21 protein-coding genes are annotated in these 19,894 nt (G+C 62.0%); 12 read left to right on the top strand and 9 right to left on the bottom strand.

All coding sequences use genetic code 11. The features are described 5' to 3' along the window. Positions 1-97: 97 nt before the first annotated feature. Both BTO02_RS14160 and BTO02_RS14155 read right to left on the bottom strand, forming a co-directional pair. Positions 98-1,075, bottom strand: a complete 978-nt coding sequence (locus BTO02_RS14160) for a dTDP-4-dehydrorhamnose reductase family protein (protein ID WP_075157573.1) — start codon at positions 1,073-1,075, stop codon at positions 98-100. Positions 1,076-1,106: 31 nt separating this feature from the next. Further along, a complete protein-coding gene (locus BTO02_RS14155; protein ID WP_075157572.1) occupies positions 1,107-1,316 on the bottom strand; it encodes a heavy-metal-associated domain-containing protein in 210 nt (69 codons plus the stop codon). Positions 1,317-1,464: 148 nt separating this feature from the next. On the opposite strand from BTO02_RS14155, the gene cueR reads away from it, so the two are divergent. The 3 genes from cueR to BTO02_RS14140 all read left to right on the top strand — a co-directional run bounded on the left by cueR (position 1,465) and on the right by BTO02_RS14140 (position 2,934). Next, complete coding sequence (cueR, locus tag BTO02_RS14150) at positions 1,465-1,878, top strand: Cu(I)-responsive transcriptional regulator (RefSeq protein ID WP_075157571.1); 414 nt, start codon at positions 1,465-1,467, stop codon at positions 1,876-1,878. Between the two features lie 289 nt (positions 1,879-2,167). Continuing rightward, positions 2,168-2,314: a DUF3563 family protein gene (locus BTO02_RS34305; RefSeq protein ID WP_075157570.1), complete on the top strand. Its 147-nt coding sequence runs from the start codon at positions 2,168-2,170 to the stop codon at positions 2,312-2,314. Positions 2,315-2,565: 251 nt separating this feature from the next. Further along, the gene (locus BTO02_RS14140; RefSeq protein WP_075157569.1) at positions 2,566-2,934 is read left to right on the top strand and encodes a hypothetical protein; all 369 of its coding nucleotides are present in this window, start codon (positions 2,566-2,568) and stop codon (positions 2,932-2,934) included. Between the two features lie 83 nt (positions 2,935-3,017). On the opposite strand, the gene BTO02_RS14135 is transcribed toward BTO02_RS14140, so the two are convergent. Together BTO02_RS14135 and BTO02_RS14130 are read right to left on the bottom strand one after the other, a co-directional pair. Next, the gene (locus tag BTO02_RS14135; protein ID WP_075157568.1) at positions 3,018-3,863 is read right to left on the bottom strand and encodes a 23S rRNA (adenine(2030)-N(6))-methyltransferase RlmJ; all 846 of its coding nucleotides are present in this window, start codon (positions 3,861-3,863) and stop codon (positions 3,018-3,020) included. A gap of 227 nt (positions 3,864-4,090) precedes the next feature. Continuing rightward, positions 4,091-5,062 carry a potassium channel beta subunit family protein gene (locus BTO02_RS14130; protein ID WP_075157567.1) on the bottom strand — a complete coding sequence of 324 codons (972 nt, stop codon included), beginning with the start codon at positions 5,060-5,062 and terminating at the stop codon, positions 4,091-4,093. A gap of 228 nt (positions 5,063-5,290) precedes the next feature. On the opposite strand from BTO02_RS14130, the gene BTO02_RS14125 reads away from it, so the two are divergent. Both BTO02_RS14125 and BTO02_RS14120 read left to right on the top strand, forming a co-directional pair. Next, positions 5,291-6,088, top strand: coding sequence for a 3-hydroxybutyrate dehydrogenase (locus BTO02_RS14125; RefSeq protein ID WP_075157566.1), 798 nt, complete (start codon positions 5,291-5,293; stop codon positions 6,086-6,088). A 15-nt stretch (positions 6,089-6,103) separates the two neighbouring features. Continuing rightward, positions 6,104-7,396 (top strand): DUF3734 domain-containing protein, encoded by a 1,293-nt coding sequence (locus tag BTO02_RS14120; RefSeq protein ID WP_075157565.1) that lies wholly within the window; start codon positions 6,104-6,106, stop codon positions 7,394-7,396. A gap of 199 nt (positions 7,397-7,595) precedes the next feature. Here BTO02_RS14120 and BTO02_RS14115 read toward each other — a convergent pair whose 3' ends face one another. Next, positions 7,596-8,795 carry an amino acid aminotransferase gene (locus BTO02_RS14115; protein ID WP_075157564.1) on the bottom strand — a complete coding sequence of 400 codons (1,200 nt, stop codon included), beginning with the start codon at positions 8,793-8,795 and terminating at the stop codon, positions 7,596-7,598. Positions 8,796-9,437: 642 nt separating this feature from the next. Here BTO02_RS14115 and uvrB point away from each other — a divergent pair. The 6 genes from uvrB to BTO02_RS14080 all read left to right on the top strand — a co-directional run bounded on the left by uvrB (position 9,438) and on the right by BTO02_RS14080 (position 15,803). Next, positions 9,438-11,531: an excinuclease ABC subunit UvrB gene (uvrB, locus tag BTO02_RS14105; RefSeq protein ID WP_075157562.1), complete on the top strand. Its 2,094-nt coding sequence runs from the start codon at positions 9,438-9,440 to the stop codon at positions 11,529-11,531. Positions 11,532-11,923: 392 nt separating this feature from the next. Further along, entirely contained in the window at positions 11,924-12,472 is a 549-nt protein-coding gene (locus BTO02_RS14100) for an iron transporter (RefSeq protein ID WP_075157561.1), read from the top strand. A gap of 148 nt (positions 12,473-12,620) precedes the next feature. Further along, positions 12,621-12,956, top strand: coding sequence for a cupredoxin domain-containing protein (locus tag BTO02_RS14095; protein ID WP_442953459.1), 336 nt, complete (start codon positions 12,621-12,623; stop codon positions 12,954-12,956). Between the two features lie 129 nt (positions 12,957-13,085). Next, positions 13,086-13,931 (top strand): FTR1 family iron permease, encoded by an 846-nt coding sequence (locus BTO02_RS14090; protein ID WP_075157559.1) that lies wholly within the window; start codon positions 13,086-13,088, stop codon positions 13,929-13,931. After that, complete coding sequence (locus BTO02_RS14085; RefSeq protein ID WP_075157558.1) at positions 13,928-15,334, top strand: 4Fe-4S binding protein; 1,407 nt, start codon at positions 13,928-13,930, stop codon at positions 15,332-15,334. Before BTO02_RS14090 ends, BTO02_RS14085 begins: the two co-directional genes overlap by 4 nt. 52 nt (positions 15,335-15,386) lie before the next feature. Then, on the top strand, positions 15,387-15,803 hold the full coding sequence (locus BTO02_RS14080) for a GlcG/HbpS family heme-binding protein (protein WP_075157557.1): 417 nt from the start codon (positions 15,387-15,389) through the stop codon (positions 15,801-15,803). 323 nt (positions 15,804-16,126) lie between these two features. On the opposite strand, the gene BTO02_RS14075 is transcribed toward BTO02_RS14080, so the two are convergent. The 4 genes from BTO02_RS14075 to BTO02_RS14060 all read right to left on the bottom strand — a co-directional run bounded on the left by BTO02_RS14075 (position 16,127) and on the right by BTO02_RS14060 (position 18,674). Beyond that, a complete protein-coding gene (locus tag BTO02_RS14075) occupies positions 16,127-16,417 on the bottom strand; it encodes a hemin uptake protein HemP (RefSeq protein ID WP_075157556.1) in 291 nt (96 codons plus the stop codon). A gap of 163 nt (positions 16,418-16,580) precedes the next feature. Next, the gene (locus BTO02_RS14070; protein ID WP_075157555.1) at positions 16,581-17,075 is read right to left on the bottom strand and encodes an SRPBCC family protein; all 495 of its coding nucleotides are present in this window, start codon (positions 17,073-17,075) and stop codon (positions 16,581-16,583) included. A gap of 133 nt (positions 17,076-17,208) precedes the next feature. Then, entirely contained in the window at positions 17,209-17,607 is a 399-nt protein-coding gene (locus BTO02_RS14065; RefSeq protein ID WP_075157554.1) for an OsmC family protein, read from the bottom strand. Positions 17,608-17,801: 194 nt separating this feature from the next. Beyond that, entirely contained in the window at positions 17,802-18,674 is an 873-nt protein-coding gene (locus BTO02_RS14060) for a pirin family protein (RefSeq protein ID WP_075157553.1), read from the bottom strand. Between the two features lie 122 nt (positions 18,675-18,796). On the opposite strand from BTO02_RS14060, the gene BTO02_RS14055 reads away from it, so the two are divergent. Continuing rightward, positions 18,797-19,798, top strand: a complete 1,002-nt coding sequence (locus BTO02_RS14055; protein WP_075158870.1) for a LysR family transcriptional regulator — start codon at positions 18,797-18,799, stop codon at positions 19,796-19,798. Positions 19,799-19,894: the final 96 nt, after the last annotated feature.

The following is a 19,894-nucleotide window of genomic DNA, read 5'->3' as shown; positions in this document are numbered from 1 at the left end:
GCGCGCGAGCGCACCGGCAGGCACGGCATGCGCGCTACCTCACGCGTCGCGGCGCACCACGAGTTGCGCTCATGTAGCAGCACTCAGGCCACAGCACTCAGGCCGCAGCGCCGCGCCATGGAAAATCGGCCAGCACCTGCCGGATCGCGACATCGAAAGGTGTGCGGCGTCCGATGCCGAGCGCTTCGAGCACGCTCGAGTCGAGGTGGCAATCGCGCGGACGAGGCGTCGCGTCAGCCGGCGCGTATTGTGGCGTCAGCTGCGGTGGCGTCAGCTGCGGTGGCATCGACTGCGGCGGCATCGACTGCGGCGGCATCGACTGCGCATCGAGTTCGAGCGCCTTGGCGAGCCGGCATGCGATGTCGTACTTCGTCATCGGTTCGTCGCCCGACCATTGCGTAATGCCGCACACGGGCTCGCCGCGCGCATGCCGCTCGAGCATTTGCATGATCACGATCGCGACGTCCGGGGTGAACGTCGGATAGCGCGTTGCCCATGCGTCCATCACCGCCGGACACGCCGCGGCGCTAGCCGAAGCGGCGATCGCCGGCACGAGGCTCGTTACCGCCGACTCCTGCCAGCTGACGATCGGCCCGTACAGCAACGGCAAGCGGAGCACGCAGCCATTGTTCGTCGCATCGAACAGCGCCCGCTCGCCTTCGAGCTTGCTGCGGCCGTAGGCGTTGATCGGCGCCGCAGGCGCATCGTGACGATAGGGCGGCCGCGTGCCGTCGAACACGTAGTCGGTCGAAATCGACAGCACCCACGCGCCGTGCCGTCGCGCCGCACCTGCAATTGCACGCACCGCTTCGACGTTCAACGCGCGAGCGAGCGCGGGATCGTTCTCGCAAACATCGGGACGCCGTTCGGCCGCGGCGATCACGATCGCGTCTGGTGCCTGCTCATCGACGAAGCGGGTAATCGCATTTTCATCGCGGATATCGAGCACGACTTGCGGTGCCTCGGCATGCGCGAACGCCGTTTGCACGACCTGCCAGTCATTCCGTTGCGACAGGCGTTGCGCAACGGCGCGGCCCAGCAGCCCCGATGCACCGATTAATGCGACCTTGTACATGTGTCGTCAGTCCCGGGCGGGTTTTCCTCTGTCACTGGTTCGCGACGGCGACGACCGTGTAGCCGGCGTCGTCGATGGCCTCTTTCAAGCTCTCGACCGATGCGGACGATTCGACGGAGACCTTGCCTGCCGCCAGATCGACGCTGACATGCGCGGCTGCGTCGCGTTCGCGAATCGCCTGGGTAACGGCCGACACGCAATGCTGGCAACTCATGCCTTCCACGTTGAATTCGATGGTCATTCGAAACTCCTTAGGCAAACAGGTAAGACGACGGTTGGATTATGCCTGGCGGATCCTAATTAAGCCCCGGTGAGACCGCGAGGATGAGCTTCCCATCATGGGAAGGTGTAGGATCAGACGGCAAAGTGATGAAACGGGAACAAGTGACATGAATATTGGCGAAGCCGCTCGCGCGTCGGGCGTCACGGCGAAAATGATCCGCTACTACGAAAGTGTCGGCCTGCTGGCGGCGAGGGAGCGCACGCCGGCTGGCTATCGCGTGTACGGAACGCAGGAAGTGCATTCGTTGCGCTTTATCCGCCAGGCGCGACGCCTCGGTTTTCTCGTCGACGACATTCGCCGCCTCCTTGCGCTGTGGCACGATCGCTCGCGCGCCAGCGCCGAAGTCAAGGCGATCGCACTCGAACACGTTGCGGAGCTCGACCGGCGGATTGCCGAACTGACAGAGATGCGCGACACGCTTTCCCATCTCGCGGATCATTGCCACGGTGACGATCGGCCCGATTGCCCCATCATCGAGCGGCTCGCAGCGAGCGACAGTGGCGGATGCCACGGCAATTGACCGATTGGTGGGGATGGATCGCCGTTCATCGCTGTATGGCGTGTTGCACAACAGTGGTGCGATTTTTGATTCCCCGAACTGCCGTTTTGCGCTTGGTCATCAAAAATAGACAGCGAATCAAATGCTTACGGTCGCAAAGCAGACGCACCATTCCAAATCGGAATGCACGCAAGTCAGGCATTTCACTGGCGGACGCGCAGCGTAAGGCTATAATGCGGGTTAACCCTTTTACGGGAAATCCCTGACGTCCAATCCACCGGGGATTCATACTGGTCCTTGGAGAAGCATCATGATCGCGTACATTGTCGAAAAACTGAGCAACTGGTTCGAAACCGCTGAGCAAAGCCGTCGCGAAACGTATCTGGCCGAATCGGCCGATATCGTTCAGCTGGAACAGCGGATCCGCGAACTCGAAAAGGGCGGCTATTCGCTGTAAGGCAGTCCGAAGGCGCAATGCAGTCGTTAATCAAGCCCCGCTCTGCGGGGCTTTGTCGTTTCTGGCACCCGTACACTTAATATTCACTAGTCTGAACGTTGCCACTGCGGTAAGGTAAAGCGGTTTTTTTGATATAGGCGCTCGTGTCTCGCTAGCGCATCTGCTTGTACCTCTGCTTGTATTTTTGTTGGTCTTGCAGTCGACTTCGTTGATGTCTTTACTTTTGGCCTAGTCACCGGGCTTGCTCATTCATGCGCAACATCAGCTCGATCCGCTTCGCGCTCCCCACCACGGCCTCGATGCTGCTGGCGAGCGCGCTCGTTGCTTCGACAGCCTTCGCCGCGGGCGGCGGACAACCACTGATCCTCGACACGCAACATGGCATCAGCGATGGCCAGAGCGGCATCGTGCTGCAAAACGCACCGCTCTCGCAGGAGCCGATCGTGCAGGCCGCGCCCGCAGCCCAACCCGCGCAGCTTGCACCGTATAACCAGTCGACGCCGATTTACGTCGCGCCATACATCAACCTGCCGACCAACACGGCGAATGGCGGCAGACCGCCCCACGCGGGCGGCCAGCAAGCGCCACGTCCGACGCCACAGCCGCGGCTGCCTCAATAGCGTCGCGCGCGGCATCAACGAAAACGGCGCAGGCTGTTTTGCGGAAAGACTGGCGGTGGCCTCGGCAACGGTAGACCGTCGATCTAATCGAGCCGGAACTCGACCTTGAATTGCGCCGCTTTGTCCTGCCCTAACGCTTCTACAAGCCAGGGCATGGTTTCCTTCATCGCATTCGGCAGTGTGTACGGCGGGTTCACGATGAACATGCCGCTGCCGAACAGGCCGAAACCATCGGCCGGCTGGCTGGAGACCGTCAGCGACAGATGCATCCAGTTCTTCTCCTGCAAGCGCTTGAGCTGCTCCGCGAATCGCTGGGATTCGGGCCGCGCGACCTGCGGATACCAGACCGCGTACGTGCCCGTCGCAAACCGCTTCAGACCGTCTTCGATGCAACTGAGCGTGCGCGAGTAATCGCGTTTGTCCTCATACGACGGATCGATCAGCACGAGCCCCCGTCTTGGCGCCGGCGGCAACAGCGGCTTGATGCCTTCGAGCCCATCGCCCGCGAATAGCATGGCCCGCTTGCCCGCGTCGCGGAAGTTGTGCCGTAGCACGTCGATTTCGGTGCTGTGCAGCTCGAAGAGACGCATCCTGTCCTGCGCGCGCATCAGACGCCATGCGAGATAAGGCGAGCCCGGGTAGTAGCGAAGCTCGCCGTCCGGATTGAGCGCCGATACTTCCTCGACGTACTCGGCAAGCACAGGGGGCAGGTCGGTGCGTTTCCACAGCTTCACGATGCCGCTTGCCGACTCGGTGGACTTGGCGGCGTAGCCTTCCTTCAGTGCATAAACGCCGGCGCCGGCATGCGTGTCGATGTACCAGTAGGCCTTGTCTTTCTGAGCAAGGTATTTGAGCAACTGCACGAGTACGGCGTGCTTCAGTACGTCGGCATGATTGCCCGCATGGAAGGCGTGTCGATAGCTGAGCATGTTGGATCGATCCGGGGCGGGTGTCCAGAAACAGATAGGCACGTGCCGGCCGTTCCGACCGGCGACGCATGGTTTGTACGTTGAGGGTTCGTCCAACGCGGGCGCGTATTGTAGTACGGTAGTACGCGCCGCCGGTAGCGCGCGACGCCGCGCGATGCGCGATGGTCCGGTGCATTCGGCTTTCAGCGGCGACGTCCCGGCGTTGCGGTGTTACGTTCGAGCGAAGCTCATTGATACGACTCGCCGACGATCGCCTCGATGCGCTTCTTGATTTCCGGTGTAATCTTCGCGGCGACATCTTGCGCCTTCATGTTTTCGCCGATCTGTTCGACGCGCGACGCACCAGTGATGACGGTGCTCACGTTCGGGTTCGTCAGGATCCACGCGAGCGCCAGTTGCGCGAGCGAGCAGCCGAGTTCGTCGGCGACGTTGCCGAGCTTGCCGACAATGCTGTTCTTGTTCGTGTCGGTTACCGCGCTGCGCAGCCAGTCGAAACCCTGCAGTTCCGCGCGGCTGCCGGCCGGCACGCCATTGCGGTATTTGCCGGTCAGCAGGCCCGATGCAAGCGGGCTCCATGTCGTCAAGCCGAGACCGATGTCCTCGTAAAGGCGGCTGTACTCTTCCTCGACACGTTTGCGGCAAAAGAGGTTGTACTGCGGCTGTTCCATGACGGGCTTGTGCAGATGATGCCGCTCGGCTATTTCGTACGCCGCGCGGATTTCATCGGCGCTCCATTCGGACGTACCCCAGTATTGCGCCTTGCCGCGCGAAATGATGTCGCTCATTGCCCAGACCGTTTCCTCGATCGGCGTATGGGGATCGGGACGATGGCAGAACACGAGATCGACATAGTCGAGCTGCAGGCGCGCAAGCGAGCCATCGATCGCGTTCATCAGGTACTTGCGATTCAGCGTGTGATACTGGTTCGGCGCTTCATTGAGGCCCCAGAAGAACTTCGTGGAGACAACGTAGCTGACGCGCGGCCACGCGAGTTCCTTGAGCGCATGGCCCATGATTTCTTCTGACTTGCCACCTGCATAGACTTCCGCGTTATCGAAGAAATTGATGCCGGCGTCGCGTGCCGCAGCGAGCGATTCACGCGCGAGGCGACGGTCCACCTGATTGCCGTACGTGATCCACGAGCCGATCGACAATTCGCTGATCTGCAGGCCCGATCGGCCCAGACGACGATAGTTCATGCCTTTCCCCTTTGGTATGCATACGGTTGATTCAAGCAGTACTTGAAACCGCTTAGCTTAATCCGAATCCGCGCGATACGTGACTCGTGCTTTGCGCATTCAGGTTCATGCACAATAGCAGCGCTGGCTGCAGTGCAACATTCAGCCGGATGGCATATGCCGTTCGGCTAGCTTCACGGCGCACGTGCGTCATGGTTTCATTGTTCATCTACTGCATGGAGGTTCTGGATGTCGTCACTGAATACGAGTCTCACGGGCAAGGTCGCGGTCGTCACCGGCGCGGCAAGCGGCATCGGCAAACAGATCGCGTTGACGCTGTCGCAAGCGGGCGCGGCCGTCGCGATTGCCGACCTGAACCAGGACGGTGCGAACGCCGTTGCCGATGAAATCACGAAGGCGGGCGGCAAGGCCATCGGTGTCGCGATGGATGTGACGAACGAAGACGCCGTCAATCAAGGCATCGACAAGGTTGCGGCCGAATTGGGCTCGGTCGACATCCTGGTTTCAAATGCCGGCATCCAGATCGTTAACCCGATCGAGAACTACGCGTTCTCCGACTGGAAAAAGATGCAAGCCATTCACGTCGATGGTGCGTTCCTCACCACGAAAGCGGCGCTCAAGCACATGTACAAGGACGATCGCGGCGGTGTCGTGATCTACATGGGCTCGGTGCATTCGCATGAAGCGTCGCCGCTGAAGTCCGCGTACGTGGCTGCCAAGCATGCGCTGCTCGGTCTCGCACGCGTGCTCGCCAAGGAAGGCGCGAAGCATAACGTGCGCTCGCATGTGGTTTGCCCGGGCTTCGTGCGCACGCCGCTCGTCGACAAGCAGATTCCCGAGCAGGCGAAGGAGCTCGGCATCAGCGAAGAAGAAGTCGTCAAGCGCGTGATGCTGGGCGGCACGGTGGACGGCGTGTTTACGACCGTCGAAGATGTCGCGCAGACAGTGCTGTTCCTGTCGGCCTTCCCGACAGCGGCATTGACCGGGCAGTCGTTTATCGTGAGCCACGGCTGGTACATGCAATAACCATGGAGAGCGCGAATGGCACAACGCAACGTCAGCAACGTCAAACAGGCTCGCGCGGGCGTGGCCGGCGAAGGTAGCGGCGAGCCCGCCGGTGCGGCAGGCGGCGGCACCGCTGCCAGTGCGGCGGCCGACGCAGTGGCCGGTGCACGCGCGAGCGGTCGCCTCGAGTTGCCGCAGTACGAAACGATCGCGCTGATGCTCCAAGGCGGCGGCGCGCTCGGCGCGTATCAGGCAGGCGTGTACCAGGGGCTCCACGAGGCGGGTATTGTGCCGAACTGGCTCGCCGGTATCTCGATCGGCGCATTGAATACGGCGATCATCGCCGGCAATGCGCCCGAGCATCGCGTCGAGCGGCTGCTCGAGTTCTGGGAGACCATCTGCCAGCCTGCGTTCGGGCCGCCGCTGCCGCCATTCGTCGAGCACGCATTTTTCAATTCCACCGAGGCGGTCCGCAAGGCGTTCACCGCGATGCAAGCCGTCGGTGCGATCGTCGACGGGCAGAAGGGCTTTTTCGTGCCGCGCTTTCCGCCGCCGCTGCCGACCGTGTCCGGCCCGCCGCAAGTCGCGAGCTTTTACGACACCACGCCGTTGAAAGCGACGCTCGAGCGGCTCTGCGATTTCGATCGCATCAACTCGGGCGAGATGCGCGTATCGGTCGGGGCGGTCAACGTCGGCACCGGTAACTTCTCGTACTTCGACAACATGCACCCGAACACGGTGCTGAAGCCGGAGCATTTCATGGCCTCCGGCGCGTTACCGCCGGGCTTCGGCGCTGTCGAGATCGACGGGCAGTACTACTGGGATGGCGGGCTGATGTCGAACACGCCGCTCTATCAGGTCGCGCAAACCACGCCGCGGCGCGATACGCTCGCATTTCAGGTCGATTTATGGAGTGCGATCGGCCCGGTGCCGGACAACATCACCGATGTGCAGGGGCGCGTCAAGGACATCCAGTATTCGAGCCGCACGCGCTACGTCACAGACACGATGCAGCGCACGCAGCGTTTCAGGCACGTGCTGCGCGAACTGCTCGATCGTGTCGCGCCAGAGCATCGCAACGACCCGTGGTGCAAGCTGGCCGACGAGCTATCGTGCTCGAAGCGCTACAACGTGATCCATCTGATCTACCGGAACAAGGAGTACGAAGGGCACTACAAGGACTATCAGTTCGGCTTGTCGACGATGCGGGAACACTGGCAAAGCGGACTCGAAGACATTCGCGCGTCGCTTGCGCAGCCTGGTTGGCTCGATATGCCGGACAACGACTCGGGCTTCGTCACGCACGATATTCATCGCGACGTACGTTGATATTCGCCAGGGCGAGCAGGGCGACGGTCGAAGCACGAGGTATCGCAAAAAAGCGTAGAGCAAAAGCGCAAGGTGAACGAGCAAAGAAAAAGCGGCACCGCTTCACAGTGCCGCTTCCGCTTTTACTCTTTTCGCCTTCACACGTCGCGTCGACCAAAGCGGGGCCGCATAACCCGGCCACCCGGTACGACCGGCGGCTTTACTTCAACACGTGCGCGATCGCGTTCGCCACGACATCGAGGTTGCGCGTGTTGAGCGCCGCGACGCAGATGCGTCCGGTGCTGACTGCATAGATGCCGAACTCTTCGCGCAGACGATCGACCTGGGCAGCCGTCAGCCCCGAGTACGAGAACATGCCGCGTTGCACGTTGACGAAACTGAAATCGCGATCGACGCCAGCGGCCTGCAGGCGCTCGACGAGCCCGTTGCGCATCGCGCGGATACGCTCGCGCATTTCGCCGAGTTCCGCTTCCCATGTTGCGCGCAGCTCCGGCGAACCGAGCACGGCCGCGACGATCGAGCCGCCGTGCGTCGGCGGGTTCGAATAGTTCGTGCGGATCACACGCTTCAATTGGGACAGCACGCGCGAGCCTTCTTCCTTGCTGTTCGTGATGATCGACAGTGCGCCGACGCGCTCGCCATACAGCGAGAACGACTTCGAAAACGACGACGACACGAACACGTTCAGTTCCGACTGCGCAAAGAGACGCACGGCGGCCGCGTCTGCCTCGATACCGTCGCCGAAGCCCTGATACGCGATATCGAGGAACGGCACGAGCTGACGCGCCTTCACGACTTCGACGATCTGGCGCCACTGGTCGGCCGTCAGATCGACGCCGGTCGGGTTGTGGCAGCATGCGTGCAGCACGACGATCGTGCCCGGCGCATAGCCGTTCAGCGCCGTCAGCAGGCCTTCGAAATTGACGCCGTTCGTCTTTGCATCGTAGTACGGGTACGAGATCACCTCGAAGCCGGCATTCTCGAACAGCGCGCGGTGATTCTCCCAGCTCGGGTCGCTGATCGCCACCTTGGCCGACGGGTTCAGACGCTTGAGGAAATCCGCGCCGATTTTCAGCGCGCCGGTGCCGCCGAGCGCTTGCGCGGTGATGACGCGGCCGGCCGCGACGAGCGGCGAGTCCTTGCCGAGCAGCAGCTGCTGGACCGCTGCGTCATAAGCGGCGATGCCTTCGATCGGCAGGTAGCCGCGCGGCAGTGCCGCTTCGATGCGTGCCTTTTCCGCGTCGCGCACTGCACGCAGCAGCGGAATCTTGCCTTCCTCATTCGTGTAGACGCCTACGCCGAGATTGACCTTGGTCGGGCGCGGATCGGCGTTGAAGGCTTCGTTGAGGCCCAGGATCGGGTCGCGGGGGGCAAGTTCGACAGCGGAAAAGAGAGACATGATGGTTCGGCAGTAGTGAAAAGGAAGACGGCGACGGGACAGCTTCTCAATCGGCTAGATCGGCGCTTGCGAGCGCATGGCTTGCCACCACGCAAAATGCAACCAGGTGACGCGCGGGCGAAGCGCAACGCGCCATTGTAGCGAATCCGCGAGCGGTTTTCGGCGCGAATCTGTTGGAATGCAGCACGATGACCACATATGCAAGCTTGCGCGGCTTGTCGTGTCGCGGGCGATAACGCGCCGCGCGGGGCGTTCGCGGCCAGCGCATTGCGTGACGGTTTGCACGGGTTTGCCGCGGTTTCAGCGTGGATTTGAGCGGGTTTTGAGCGGGTTTTGAGCGGTTTCGGGATGGTTTTGAGTGCCGGATCACTACTCATGCGGTACCCGCTTGAAGCGCGGAAACAGGGTTCGCAAGCAAGCGGTACTAGCAGGCCACAAGCAAGCCACAAGCCGGCCCATAGCCCGCCGTACCAAGCGCCTTTAGCGACACAAATGCCGCCCCGGAACGCTAATAAGCCTGAATCCAACCACCGGGCCACGCGACCGTATCCAGATCCGCGCTCAAACCGCCTTCAACTCACAGCTTGCCGCTTCGCAAATCGCTAGAATAGTCGTTTGCTTTCGGCCCAGGATGCCGCCCTCATGTCCGAACATCACCTGCGTGAAGTCGACGACACGCTAGACGAATCCAAATTCGTCTCGTTCGAAGGCTCGCCGTTTAAGCTCTATCAGCCGTATGCGCCGGCCGGCGACCAGCCGACGGCCATCCAGACGCTCGTCGAAGGCGTCGAAGACGGACTGTCGTTCCAGACGCTGCTCGGCGTGACCGGCTCCGGCAAGACTTACACGATGGCGAACACGATCGCGCGGCTTGGCCGCCCGGCCATTGTGTTCGCGCCGAACAAGACGCTCGCCGCGCAGCTGTACGCGGAGTTTCGCGAGTTCTTTCCGCGCAATGCGGTCGAGTACTTCGTCTCGTACTACGATTACTACCAGCCGGAAGCGTATGTGCCGCAGCGCGACCTGTTCATCGAGAAGGACTCGTCGATCAACGAGCACATCGAACAGATGCGCCTGTCGGCAACGAAAAGCCTGATGGAGCGTCGCGACGTGGTGATCGTCGCGACCGTGTCGGCGATCTACGGTATCGGCAACCCATCCGAATACCACCAGATGATTCTCACGCTCAGAACCGGCGATCGGCTGGGGCAGCGCGAGGTGATCGCGCGGCTGATCGCGATGCAGTACACGCGCAACGAGGCCGATTTCCAGCGCGGCACATTCCGCGTGCGCGGCGATACGATTGACGTGTTTCCGGCCGAGCACGCCGAAATGGCCGTACGCATCGAGCTCTTCGACGACGAAATCGACACGCTGCAGCTGTTCGATCCGCTCACGGGCCGTGTGCGCCAAAAGATTCCGCGTTTTACCGTCTATCCGTCGTCGCACTATGTCACGCCGCGAGAAACCGTGATGCGCGCCGTCGAAACGATCAAGGCCGAATTGCGCGAGCGGCTCGAGTTCTTCCATTCGCAAGGCAAGCACGTCGAAGCGCAGCGGCTCGAGCAGCGCACGCGCTTCGACCTCGAGATGCTGCAGGAACTCGGCTTCTGCAAAGGCATCGAGAACTACTCGCGGCATTTCTCCGGTGCGCTGCCGGGCGAGCCGCCGCCGACGCTCGTCGACTATCTGCCGCCCGATGCGCTGATGCTGCTCGACGAGTCGCACGTGTTGATCGGTCAGTTGAACGGCATGTACAACGGCGATCGCGCGCGCAAGGAAAACCTCGTCGATTACGGCTTCCGGCTACCTTCGGCGCTCGACAACCGGCCGCTCAAGTTCAATGAGTTCGAGCGCAAGATGCGTCAGGTCGTGTTCGTGTCGGCGACGCCTGCGGACTACGAAAAGAAGACCGCGGGCCAGGTGGCCGAGCAGGTCGTGCGGCCGACCGGCCTCGTCGATCCGGAGATCGAAGTGCGCCCGGCGCGCAGCCAGGTCGACGACGTACTCGGCGAAATCAACGAGCGTGTGAAGGCCGGCGAGCGCGTGCTCGTCACGGTGTTGACGAAACGCATGGCCGAACAGCTGACCGAGTTCCTCGCGGACCACGGCGTCAAGGTGCGCTATCTGCACAGCGACATCGATACGGTCGAGCGCGTCGAAATCATCCGCGATCTGCGGCTTGGCACGTTCGATGTGCTCGTCGGCATCAACCTGCTGCGCGAGGGGCTCGACATCCCCGAAGTGTCGCTCGTCGCGATTCTCGATGCGGACAAGGAAGGCTTTCTGCGCGCCGAGCGCTCGCTGATCCAGACGATCGGCCGCGCCGCGCGTAACGTGAACGGCAAGGCGATTCTGTATGCGGACAACGTTACGGATTCGATGCGCCGCGCGATCGACGAAACCGAGCGGCGGCGCGCGAAGCAGATCGCCTACAACGCGCAGATGGGCATCGTGCCGCGCGGCGTGGTCAAGCGGATCAAGGACATTATCGATGGCGTCTACAACGCGGACGAAGCGCGCACCGAACTGCGCGAGCAGCAACAGCGCGCGAAGTTCGAGGACATGTCCGAAAAGCAGCTCGCAAAGGAAATCAAACGCATCGAAAAGCAGATGATGGACTACGCAAAGAACCTCGAATTCGAAAAGGCGGCGCAGGCGCGCGATCAGCTCGCGCTGTTGCGCCGGCGCGTATTCGGCGCGAACGTCGGCGACCATCTGACCGGCACCGACTGACGAAATGAAATCTCCTTCGGTTACGCTGCGTGCGGCATCGCGCCGCACGTGGCGCGACCTCCTGGTTTCACTTCCTGTTTTACTCCGGCAAGACGACTACACGCTCCCCGTAAACCCCTGTCGCGATTAGGTTTCCAGCACATTTGCATTTGTCCCGGAAACAGAACAGTGATAAACTCGCGACAAGTATTGAGAATGGTTCGCATTACCGTTATTTACTGGTTTCGCAGTCGCAGAAGTTTGCAATGAGGTTTGCAATGAGGTTCGCAGTGAGCACGCAGTCGGCGGTCGTGGCCGGCACTCGTGGCCGGCGGTAACAGGAAAGTCCTCGCGTGAATCGTCATGGCAGGTCGTGACGGTCCGCTACGACTTACAAAAACAAAGGAGTTTCAATGCGCGTTTCGTCAATTTTGTGCAGTGGTGTTTTCGCCGTTGCCGCGGCTGTTGCCTTGCCGGCCGCGGCCGCCGAGTACCCGATCGGCAAGCAGCAGATTCAGGGCGGTATGGAAATCGGCGCCGTGTATCTGCAGCCGATCACGATGGATCCTGAAGGGATGATGCGCAAGGCGTCGGATTCGGATGTTCACCTCGAAGCCGACATCCATGCGGTCAAGAACAATCCGACCGGCTTTGCGGAAGGCGACTGGATGCCGTACCTGCAGGTGCATTACGAACTGACGAAGAACGGTTCGAGCTGGTCGCAGAAGGGCGATCTGATGGCGATGGTCGCGAACGACGGCCCGCACTACGGCGACAACGTGAAACTGTCGGGACCGGGCAAGTATCACCTGAAGCTGATCGTCGAGCCGCCGATGCAGACGGGCCATATGGCGTTCGGCCGTCACATCGACAAGGAAACCGGCGTGGGTCCGTGGTTCAAGCCGTTCACGCTCGATTACGACTTCACGTTCGCCGGCATCGGCAAGAAGGGCGGGTATTAAGCGCGGGTATCGAGCGCGGGTATCGAGCGCGGGAACGCGCAAACGCAGGAACGCAGCGAGTCGCATGACTCGACGATAACGCGTGGCGCGCGGCGCCGCGCGTTCTTAAGCGAAGCTTCAGGGATGATGCATGAGACTTAACAACAGGATGGTGCGTGCGGCAATCGCGGCGGTGTCGCTCGTCGGTTCGGCTGCTGTGGTCGATGTCGCGTACGCTGCCGATCTGCCGACGTTCCAGCTCCAGATGAACGACGGCAAACTGATCCCGGCTCGCATCGAAGTGCCTTCCGGCCAGCGTATCAAGATCGAAGTGCATAACGTCGGCAAGGGCGCCGCCGAGTTCGAGAGCGTCGAACTGCGCAAGGAAAAGGTATTGGCGCCCGGCGCGTCGTCGTTTGTCGTGATCGCGCCGCTGTCGCCGGGCGAGTACAAGTTCTTCGACGATTTTCACCAGCAGGCGCAAGGCGTGATCGTCGCGAAGTAAGAGCAGCAGGGCAGCGGTAGCAAAGCAGAAATTGCGGGCACCGGTTCGGGCAGTCGGCCGATGTCCACGGTCACACGGGCAAGGATCGGGAGCGCGCAGGCGCTCCCTGCAATGCGGTTGGAGGCTTTGATGGGTCAGGTGATGTTCGTGGTGTGGCGGGAGAGTGTCGAGGCGCTGCTGGTCGTCGGCATCCTGTATGCGTGGCTGAAGAACGGCGACGAGAATGCGCGGCGCGGCTTGCCTTATCTGTGGGCGGGCGTCGGCGCGGGTGTGCTCGCGGCGATCGCGCTGGGCGCCGCACTGGTCGGCTTCACCGAAGTTCTTTCAGGCGACGCGCAGGACTATTTCCAGACCGCGATCGTGCTGATCGCCTGCGTGCTGATCGTGCAGATGGTGCTATGGATGAAGAAGCACGGCCGCACGCTCAAGCGCGACATGGAGCAATCGCTGCAAAAGAGCACGCAGGATGCGAACTGGTGGGGCATCACGCTGCTCGTCACGCTCGCCATTGCCCGCGAGGGCAGCGAGACGGTGATCTTCCTTTACGGCGTCGGGTTTGGCCAGTCGGGACATGTTCCGGTGAGCCAGGTGCTTGCGGCGCTGATCGGGCTCGCGCTCGCGTTCCTGACGTTCTATGTGCTGCAACTGGGCGGCAAGGTGTTCTCGTGGCGCCTCTTCTTCCGCGTCACCGAGATCATGCTGCTGTTCCTCGGCGCGGGCCTTTTCGAGACCGGCGTCGACAAGCTGATCGACAAGGAATTCCTGCCGACCATCGTCGACCAGGTGTGGAACTCGTCGTGGCTGCTCGATGATTCGAGCACGTTCGGCTCGCTCGTCGCGACGCTGACCGGCTATCGCGCGCATCCGGCGCTGATGAATCTGATTGCCTATGCCGTGTACTGGGCGGTCGTCTATCTGCTGATGCGCCGTGCGCAGCGTCCGCTCGCGCAACGTCAGGCGGGGCGCACCGCATGAGCAGCGTGGTAAGCCGACCGGGCCGGCTTGCCGAAGCCGGCCAGTGGATGCAGCGCCACGGCGCGGCAATCCGCGGCATCCAGTGGGTGGTCGTCGCCGTTTATGCATTTCTGATCCTCGTTCCGGCCTTCACGCCGCTGCCCGGCGATACCGCGCACCTGTGGAACAACCTGACGCTGGCCGCCCAGTTCGTGTTCTGGGGCATCTGGTGGCCGTTCGTGCTGCTGTCGATGGTGATGCTCGGCCGCGTCTGGTGCGGCGTGCTGTGCCCGGAAGGCGCGCTCGCCGAGTTCGCGAGCAAATTCGGCCGCGGCCGCGCGATTCCGCACTGGATGCGCTGGGGCGGGTGGCCGTTCGTCGCGTTCGGCATTACCACCATCTACGGACAGATGGTGAGCGTCTATCAGTATCCGAAAGCGGTGCTGCTGGTGCTCGGCGGATCGACGTTCGCGGCGATGATCATCGGCTTCCTGTACGGGCGCGAGAAGCGCGTGTGGTGCAAGTACCTGTGCCCCGTCAACGGGGTCTTTGCGCTGCTGGCGCGGCTAGCGCCGTTTCACTACAAGGTCGACGAAGAGGCCTGGCGCCGCTCGTACAAACAGGGCGAGCACGGCCACCGCGTGATACCGATCAACTGTGCGCCGCTCGTGCCGCTGCGCAATATGAAAGGCGCGGCAGCGTGCCATATGTGCGGCCGCTGCGCCGGCCATCGCGATGCGATTGCGCTGACGTGGCGCAAGCCTTCCACCGAAGTCGTCGAACTCGGCGACAGGCAGGCGAGCGCGTGGGACACGGCGCTGATTCTCTACGGCCTGCTCGGCATCGCGATCGGCGCATTCCATTGGACCGTGTCGCCGTGGTTCATCGGCGTCAAGCAGTTCCTCGCGACATGGATGATCGACCGCGACATCACATGGCCGCTCGAAACCGATCACGTGCCGTGGTTCCTGTTTACGCACTATCCGGAGCAGAACGACGTCTTCTCGTGGCTCGACGGCACGATGGTGATCGGCTATATCGTCGTGACGGGGCTCGTATACGGCACCGTGCTGCTGGCGCTGATGGCGGGTGCGTCGCGCGCGCTCGGCCGTTTCGACAGGACGCGCCTGCATCATCTCGCGCAGGCGCTGATTCCGATCGCGGGCACGGGCGTATTTCTCGGACTGTCGGCCACCACGCTATCGCTGTTGCGTGCCGAGCATGTGCCGCTTTTCTGGGCGTCGGATGTGCGGCTTACGATTCTCGCCATTGCGAACGTGTGGAGCGCCTGGCTCGCGTGGCTCGTCACGCGCCGTTACAGCGCACGGCTTTTCCAGCGCGGGTTCGCCATGCTATGGTTCATCGCTGCATTGGCCGTCGTCGATAGCGCGTGGTGGCTCATGTTCTGGGGCTGGGCGCGCTGACGGCGAGTCGGGCACCCAGTTAGGCCCCGTGTGGGCCTGTACGGAGACTACCGTGAGAAGCAAACTTGTTCTGACCGACGACGACGTCGGGAAAATGGCCGCCGCTGCCGAAGCGCACGCGGCCTCGAACCAGTGGCATGTGACGATCGCGATCTTCGACGAAGGCGGCCATCTGCTCTATTTGCACCGCGGCGATGGCGTCGCGGCGAGCACCGTCGAAATGGCGATCGGCAAGGGCCGCACAGCGCTGCTCGGGCGGCGCGAAACCAAGGTCTACGAAGACATCATCAAGCAGGGGCGCACCGCGTTCCTGAGCGCGCCTTTGATCGCGATGGTCGAGGGTGGCGTGCCGATCATCGTGAATGGCGAGGTGGTCGGCTCGATCGGCGTGTCGGGCGTGAAGTCCGATCAGGACGCGTCGATCGCGCGGGCCGGCATCGCCGCGCTCGATGAGGCGCACGCGCCGTGACACGCGACGGCTGAAAGCACAAAAGCCGCGCGACGGGATAAACCCCTGCGCGGCTTTTGCCGTATCGATTAGCTGCATCGCGATGCACTGGGTCGATTGGTCGATTCGTCGATACGGCCACATGTCGCGTTGCCATGCGTGAGAACCAAAAAAGCGGCCTGGCTGGCTTCGACGGCTGGCTTGGGTGTCTGCACGAAGGGGTCTAGATCTCGCGTGCAAGCCGTCGTGGCTGGCTAAAGCCTAACACCTCTCGCAGAGGTGGTCCCCACAATACCCTTTAGTACTGCAATCAGTGACTGCAACGCTGCGTTTGCACGCAGCGTCTACTTCGTCAGAATCAGTTTGCCCAGACGCGTTGCGCGCAACTGGTACGTCTCGCCGTTGTGCGTAATGCTGATGTGACTGCGGCCCTGCAGCAGCGTTTCGCTGCGCACGACACGTTCGGCGACACGTTCGCCAGCCGATGACTCCGGCGACGCCGACGCGGCGTGACCCGCGCGTTCCGCGGTCGATGTGGCGGCCGGTGCGCTGGTCTTGCTCGCACGGCTCGTCGTCAGCGCTTGCGCCGCGGGGCGGCGCAAGCTCAACGTGGAAGGGCGCGTCATGTTCGTCATTCGGTGCCATCGGTTTGTCGATTCGATGGAGTTGATTCTAAATGATAACCATTCCTATTCACAAGAAATCGAAATTCATCGGAATAACGATCTGATAGCGAGGAGTGAAAAGGCGGCAGTGGGCGCGTCTCTCGCGAGTCTTCAGGCGAGTGCTGCAACGGAGTCAGTGCAGCTGATCCGGCGTGTTGTGCCCGAGCATGTATTCGCGAATCAGGCGCACCGTATCGATATCGGATTCGCGATACGCGGATTTCACGATTTCCTGCGTCTGGCGCACGTCGTTGTCGGCCGGCTTCTCTTCGGTAGTCGGCAGCGTCGTCTGATACTCGAAGCGCAGGAAAAGCTGCAGCGCGTCGGGCTGCTCGATGGTCATCGTAAGCGAGCCGCCGACGTGCGCCGACGTCGCCATGATGTCGTAGCGCACGCTTTCTTTCGGTTCAAGCGTGACGCGATCGCGCACGGTGGCATGGCCGTAATGCAGTTCGCGCTCGAGCGTGTTTTCGGTGCGCGACAGTATCGTGCAACTGTCGAGCCCCAGTACGAAGAGTTGCGGCTGCTCAGCGCGCAGCACGAGGCCTTCCCAAAGCTGATCGCGCGTCATGTCTTCCATGAGCGGGTTCAGCGGGTCGTTGATCTGGATCAGATGTTCGAAATTCAAAACGGCAGCTTCCTCGTTGTCGCGAACGGCGCATCAGCATCGTCACGTCGGGTCGTCGCATCGGTACGTCGCATTACATGGGGCGCATGACGTGCGACATCGACCTTGTCTCGGCACCGCGTCGCGGCGTATGTCAAACAGCGGTCAAACCCGTGCGGATCGCAATCGGCCGCGTCAGGATCTTGTGGACCGGACATGCATTGGCGATTTGCAGTAACCGTTCCCGCTGCTCGTCGGACAAATTGCCTTCGAGCGAAATCTGGCGGTCGATCGTCGATCCTTCGTCGCCCGTTTCAATCGATAGCGTGACGTGCACGTCGTCGAGCGGCCAGCCTTTTCGTTGCGCATACATCTTCAGCGTGATCGATGTGCATGCGCCAAGGCTCGACAGCAGCAGGCTGACCGGCGTCGGTCCGCGATCGCCGCCGCCCAGCGATTCGGGCTCGTCGGCGAGCCACGTATGTGCGCCGTCGTCGAAAAGAACCTGAAAGTTCGTCGAGCCGATATGTGCGCCGACCTTGGGCTCTGCCATGTACGCTCCTTTAACGGTAGATTGCAGCGCGCGGCATGAACCCCTGAGGCCCCTTGAAGCCCCCGAGACCATCGACGTGCATCAGACGCCGCGCGCAAGGCGAACCGCTATTGTGACCGAAATCGCGCGAAACATCGTGTTGCCATGGGCAACGCCAGCGAGGGCTCGCGATGCGTGCTCATGCGTCAAACGCATCAATGCGCGATGCTGCCCATACGGCCCGCCTGGTAGTCGATCACCGCCTGGCGGATTTCGTCTTCCGTGTTCATCACGAACGGGCCGTAGCGAACGACCGGCTCATTGAGCGGCACGCCGCCGAACAGCAGCACATCGAGTGGCTCGTCGCCGGCTCCGAGCGTGATGCTGTCGCCGTCGGCGTTGAACACGACCATCTTCCGCGCGTCGATCGATTGCCGGCTTTCGCCATACAGGCCGGTGCCCGACAGACCGTAAGCGAACACGCGATATTCGCGCGGCACCGGATGCACGAGTTGTGCGCCCGGCTGCAGCGTGAAATGCTGATACAGAATCGGCGTGCGCGTTTCGATCACCGCTTTTGCACCGAGCGCTTCGCCTGCGATGACCTTCACGCGAATCTTGCCGTCGGCTGACGTCGCAACGGGAATACGTGTCGACGGTATTTCCTGATAGTGCGGTGCGATCATCTTGTCGCGGCGCGGCAGGTTCACCCATAGCTGCAGCCCGTGCACGCGGCCGCCCGTTGCAACGAACGAAGGATCAGGCATCTCGCTGTGCACGACGCCGGCGCCCGCTGTCATCCACTGCACATCGCCCGCACGCAGCGTACCGGAATGTCCTGCCGAATCCTTGTGGCCGAATTGCCCTTCGAGCACATACGTGACCGTTTCGAAGCCGCGATGCGGGTGGTCGGGCGCGCCCTTCGCTTCGCCCGGCGCGTAGTCGACCGGTCCCATTTCGTCGAGCAGCAAAAATGGGTCGAAGTCCATCAGCATCCGGGTAGGGAACGGACGGTGGACGACAAAACCACCGCCTTCGGTCGTGCGAACGGCGGGATACGTGCGTTCGATCGTGCGGGTCGAGCTCATCAAAGTCACCTCGAAAAATGGGGAATGGCGTTATTTTTGAAACGTAGGGCTATTATATGGACCGCTTTTGGCGCTAACAGTGGGCGCGCCGCAATGGATTGTTCTACCAGTGGAACGATAAGATGAAGATCGATTCGCATAACCTGAACGACCTCATGTACTTTTCGCAGGTCGTCGAGCACGGCGGTTTTTCCGCTGCCGAGCGCGTGCTCGGCATTTCGAAGTCGCGGCTATCGCGCCGCCTGACTGAGCTCGAAGGCTCGCTCGGCGTGCGCCTGTTGCAGCGTTCGACACGCAAGCTCGCGCTGACCGAAGCGGGCCATCTGTTTTATCAGCACTGTCAGGCGATGCTCGCGGAGGCGCAAGCGGCGGTCAACGTCGTGCAGCAACTGCGTTCGTCGCCGCGTGGCACGGTTCGCGTGAGCGTGCCCGTCACCGTCTCGCAAACGATCATGTCGCAGATTCTTCCCGAGTTCATGCATCGTTACCCGGAAGTGCACGTCGTGATGCGCGTGACGAACCGTGTCGTCGATCTGTTCGAAGATTCGATCGATGTCGCGCTGCGTGTGCGTTCGGATCCGCCCGACAACTCGAACATCATCGTGCGGCCGCTGTGGCGCACGCAGCAGATGCTCGTCGGTGCGCCGAGCCTGTTGAGCCAGCATGCGCCGCCGCTGCAGCCGTCGGACCTGAACCGCTTCGAGACGCTCGATACGCCGACTCACGACGGCCGTTACGTATTCAGTCTGATTGCGCCTGATGGCACACGGCATATGCACGAGCATGAGCCGCGCCTCGTCACCGCCGACCTCGCGACGATACGCGAGGCGGCGATGGCGGGCGTAGGCATCGCCGCGCTGCCGGAAATGCTGTACGGCGCCGCGTTGCGTTCGGGCCAGTTATCGCCGGTGATGCCGGGCTGGACGCTGCCGTCGCCGCAGCTATATGCGGTGTTTCTGTCGCGGCAGGGCATGGTGCCCGCGGTGCGGACTTTCGTCGATTACCTCGTCGAAATGCTCGACCCCGATGCGGGCAAATACATCACGCGCGAGTGCCCGACGCGATTTTCGGCCGAGCCGGAGCAAGCCGAAGCCAACGCCCACGCGCGAGCGGAGTCGCTATAGGCAGTCCCAGGTATCGAGGATGCTGCTCGCGGCATGCTGCATGGCGGGCGGTTTGATTTAGGCATTCGAGCGCGCGCACCGATCAGTACTTTCAAT

This window comes from Paraburkholderia sp. SOS3, assembly GCF_001922345.1.
Taxonomy (GTDB): Bacteria; Pseudomonadota; Gammaproteobacteria; order Burkholderiales; family Burkholderiaceae; genus Paraburkholderia.
This window is presented reverse-complemented; position numbering and strand designations above follow the sequence as displayed.

Coding starts and splice junctions, on each gene's coding strand:
- BTO02_RS14160 (WP_075157573.1), bottom strand. CDS start 1,075: ATGTACAAGGTCGCATTAATCGGTGCATCGGGGCTGCTGGGCCGCGCC.
- BTO02_RS14155 (WP_075157572.1), bottom strand. CDS start 1,316: ATGACCATCGAATTCAACGTGGAAGGCATGAGTTGCCAGCATTGCGTG.
- cueR (WP_075157571.1), top strand. CDS start 1,465: ATGAATATTGGCGAAGCCGCTCGCGCGTCGGGCGTCACGGCGAAAATG.
- BTO02_RS34305 (WP_075157570.1), top strand. CDS start 2,168: ATGATCGCGTACATTGTCGAAAAACTGAGCAACTGGTTCGAAACCGCT.
- BTO02_RS14140 (WP_075157569.1), top strand. CDS start 2,566: ATGCGCAACATCAGCTCGATCCGCTTCGCGCTCCCCACCACGGCCTCG.
- BTO02_RS14135 (WP_075157568.1), bottom strand. CDS start 3,863: ATGCTCAGCTATCGACACGCCTTCCATGCGGGCAATCATGCCGACGTA.
- BTO02_RS14130 (WP_075157567.1), bottom strand. CDS start 5,062: ATGAACTATCGTCGTCTGGGCCGATCGGGCCTGCAGATCAGCGAATTG.
- BTO02_RS14125 (WP_075157566.1), top strand. CDS start 5,291: ATGTCGTCACTGAATACGAGTCTCACGGGCAAGGTCGCGGTCGTCACC.
- BTO02_RS14120 (WP_075157565.1), top strand. CDS start 6,104: ATGGCACAACGCAACGTCAGCAACGTCAAACAGGCTCGCGCGGGCGTG.
- BTO02_RS14115 (WP_075157564.1), bottom strand. CDS start 8,795: ATGTCTCTCTTTTCCGCTGTCGAACTTGCCCCCCGCGACCCGATCCTG.
- uvrB (WP_075157562.1), top strand. CDS start 9,438: ATGTCCGAACATCACCTGCGTGAAGTCGACGACACGCTAGACGAATCC.
- BTO02_RS14100 (WP_075157561.1), top strand. CDS start 11,924: ATGCGCGTTTCGTCAATTTTGTGCAGTGGTGTTTTCGCCGTTGCCGCG.
- BTO02_RS14095 (WP_442953459.1), top strand. CDS start 12,621: ATGGTGCGTGCGGCAATCGCGGCGGTGTCGCTCGTCGGTTCGGCTGCT.
- BTO02_RS14090 (WP_075157559.1), top strand. CDS start 13,086: ATGGGTCAGGTGATGTTCGTGGTGTGGCGGGAGAGTGTCGAGGCGCTG.
- BTO02_RS14085 (WP_075157558.1), top strand. CDS start 13,928: ATGAGCAGCGTGGTAAGCCGACCGGGCCGGCTTGCCGAAGCCGGCCAG.
- BTO02_RS14075 (WP_075157556.1), bottom strand. CDS start 16,417: ATGACGAACATGACGCGCCCTTCCACGTTGAGCTTGCGCCGCCCCGCG.
- BTO02_RS14065 (WP_075157554.1), bottom strand. CDS start 17,607: ATGGCAGAGCCCAAGGTCGGCGCACATATCGGCTCGACGAACTTTCAG.
- BTO02_RS14060 (WP_075157553.1), bottom strand. CDS start 18,674: ATGAGCTCGACCCGCACGATCGAACGCACGTATCCCGCCGTTCGCACG.
- BTO02_RS14055 (WP_075158870.1), top strand. CDS start 18,797: ATGAAGATCGATTCGCATAACCTGAACGACCTCATGTACTTTTCGCAG.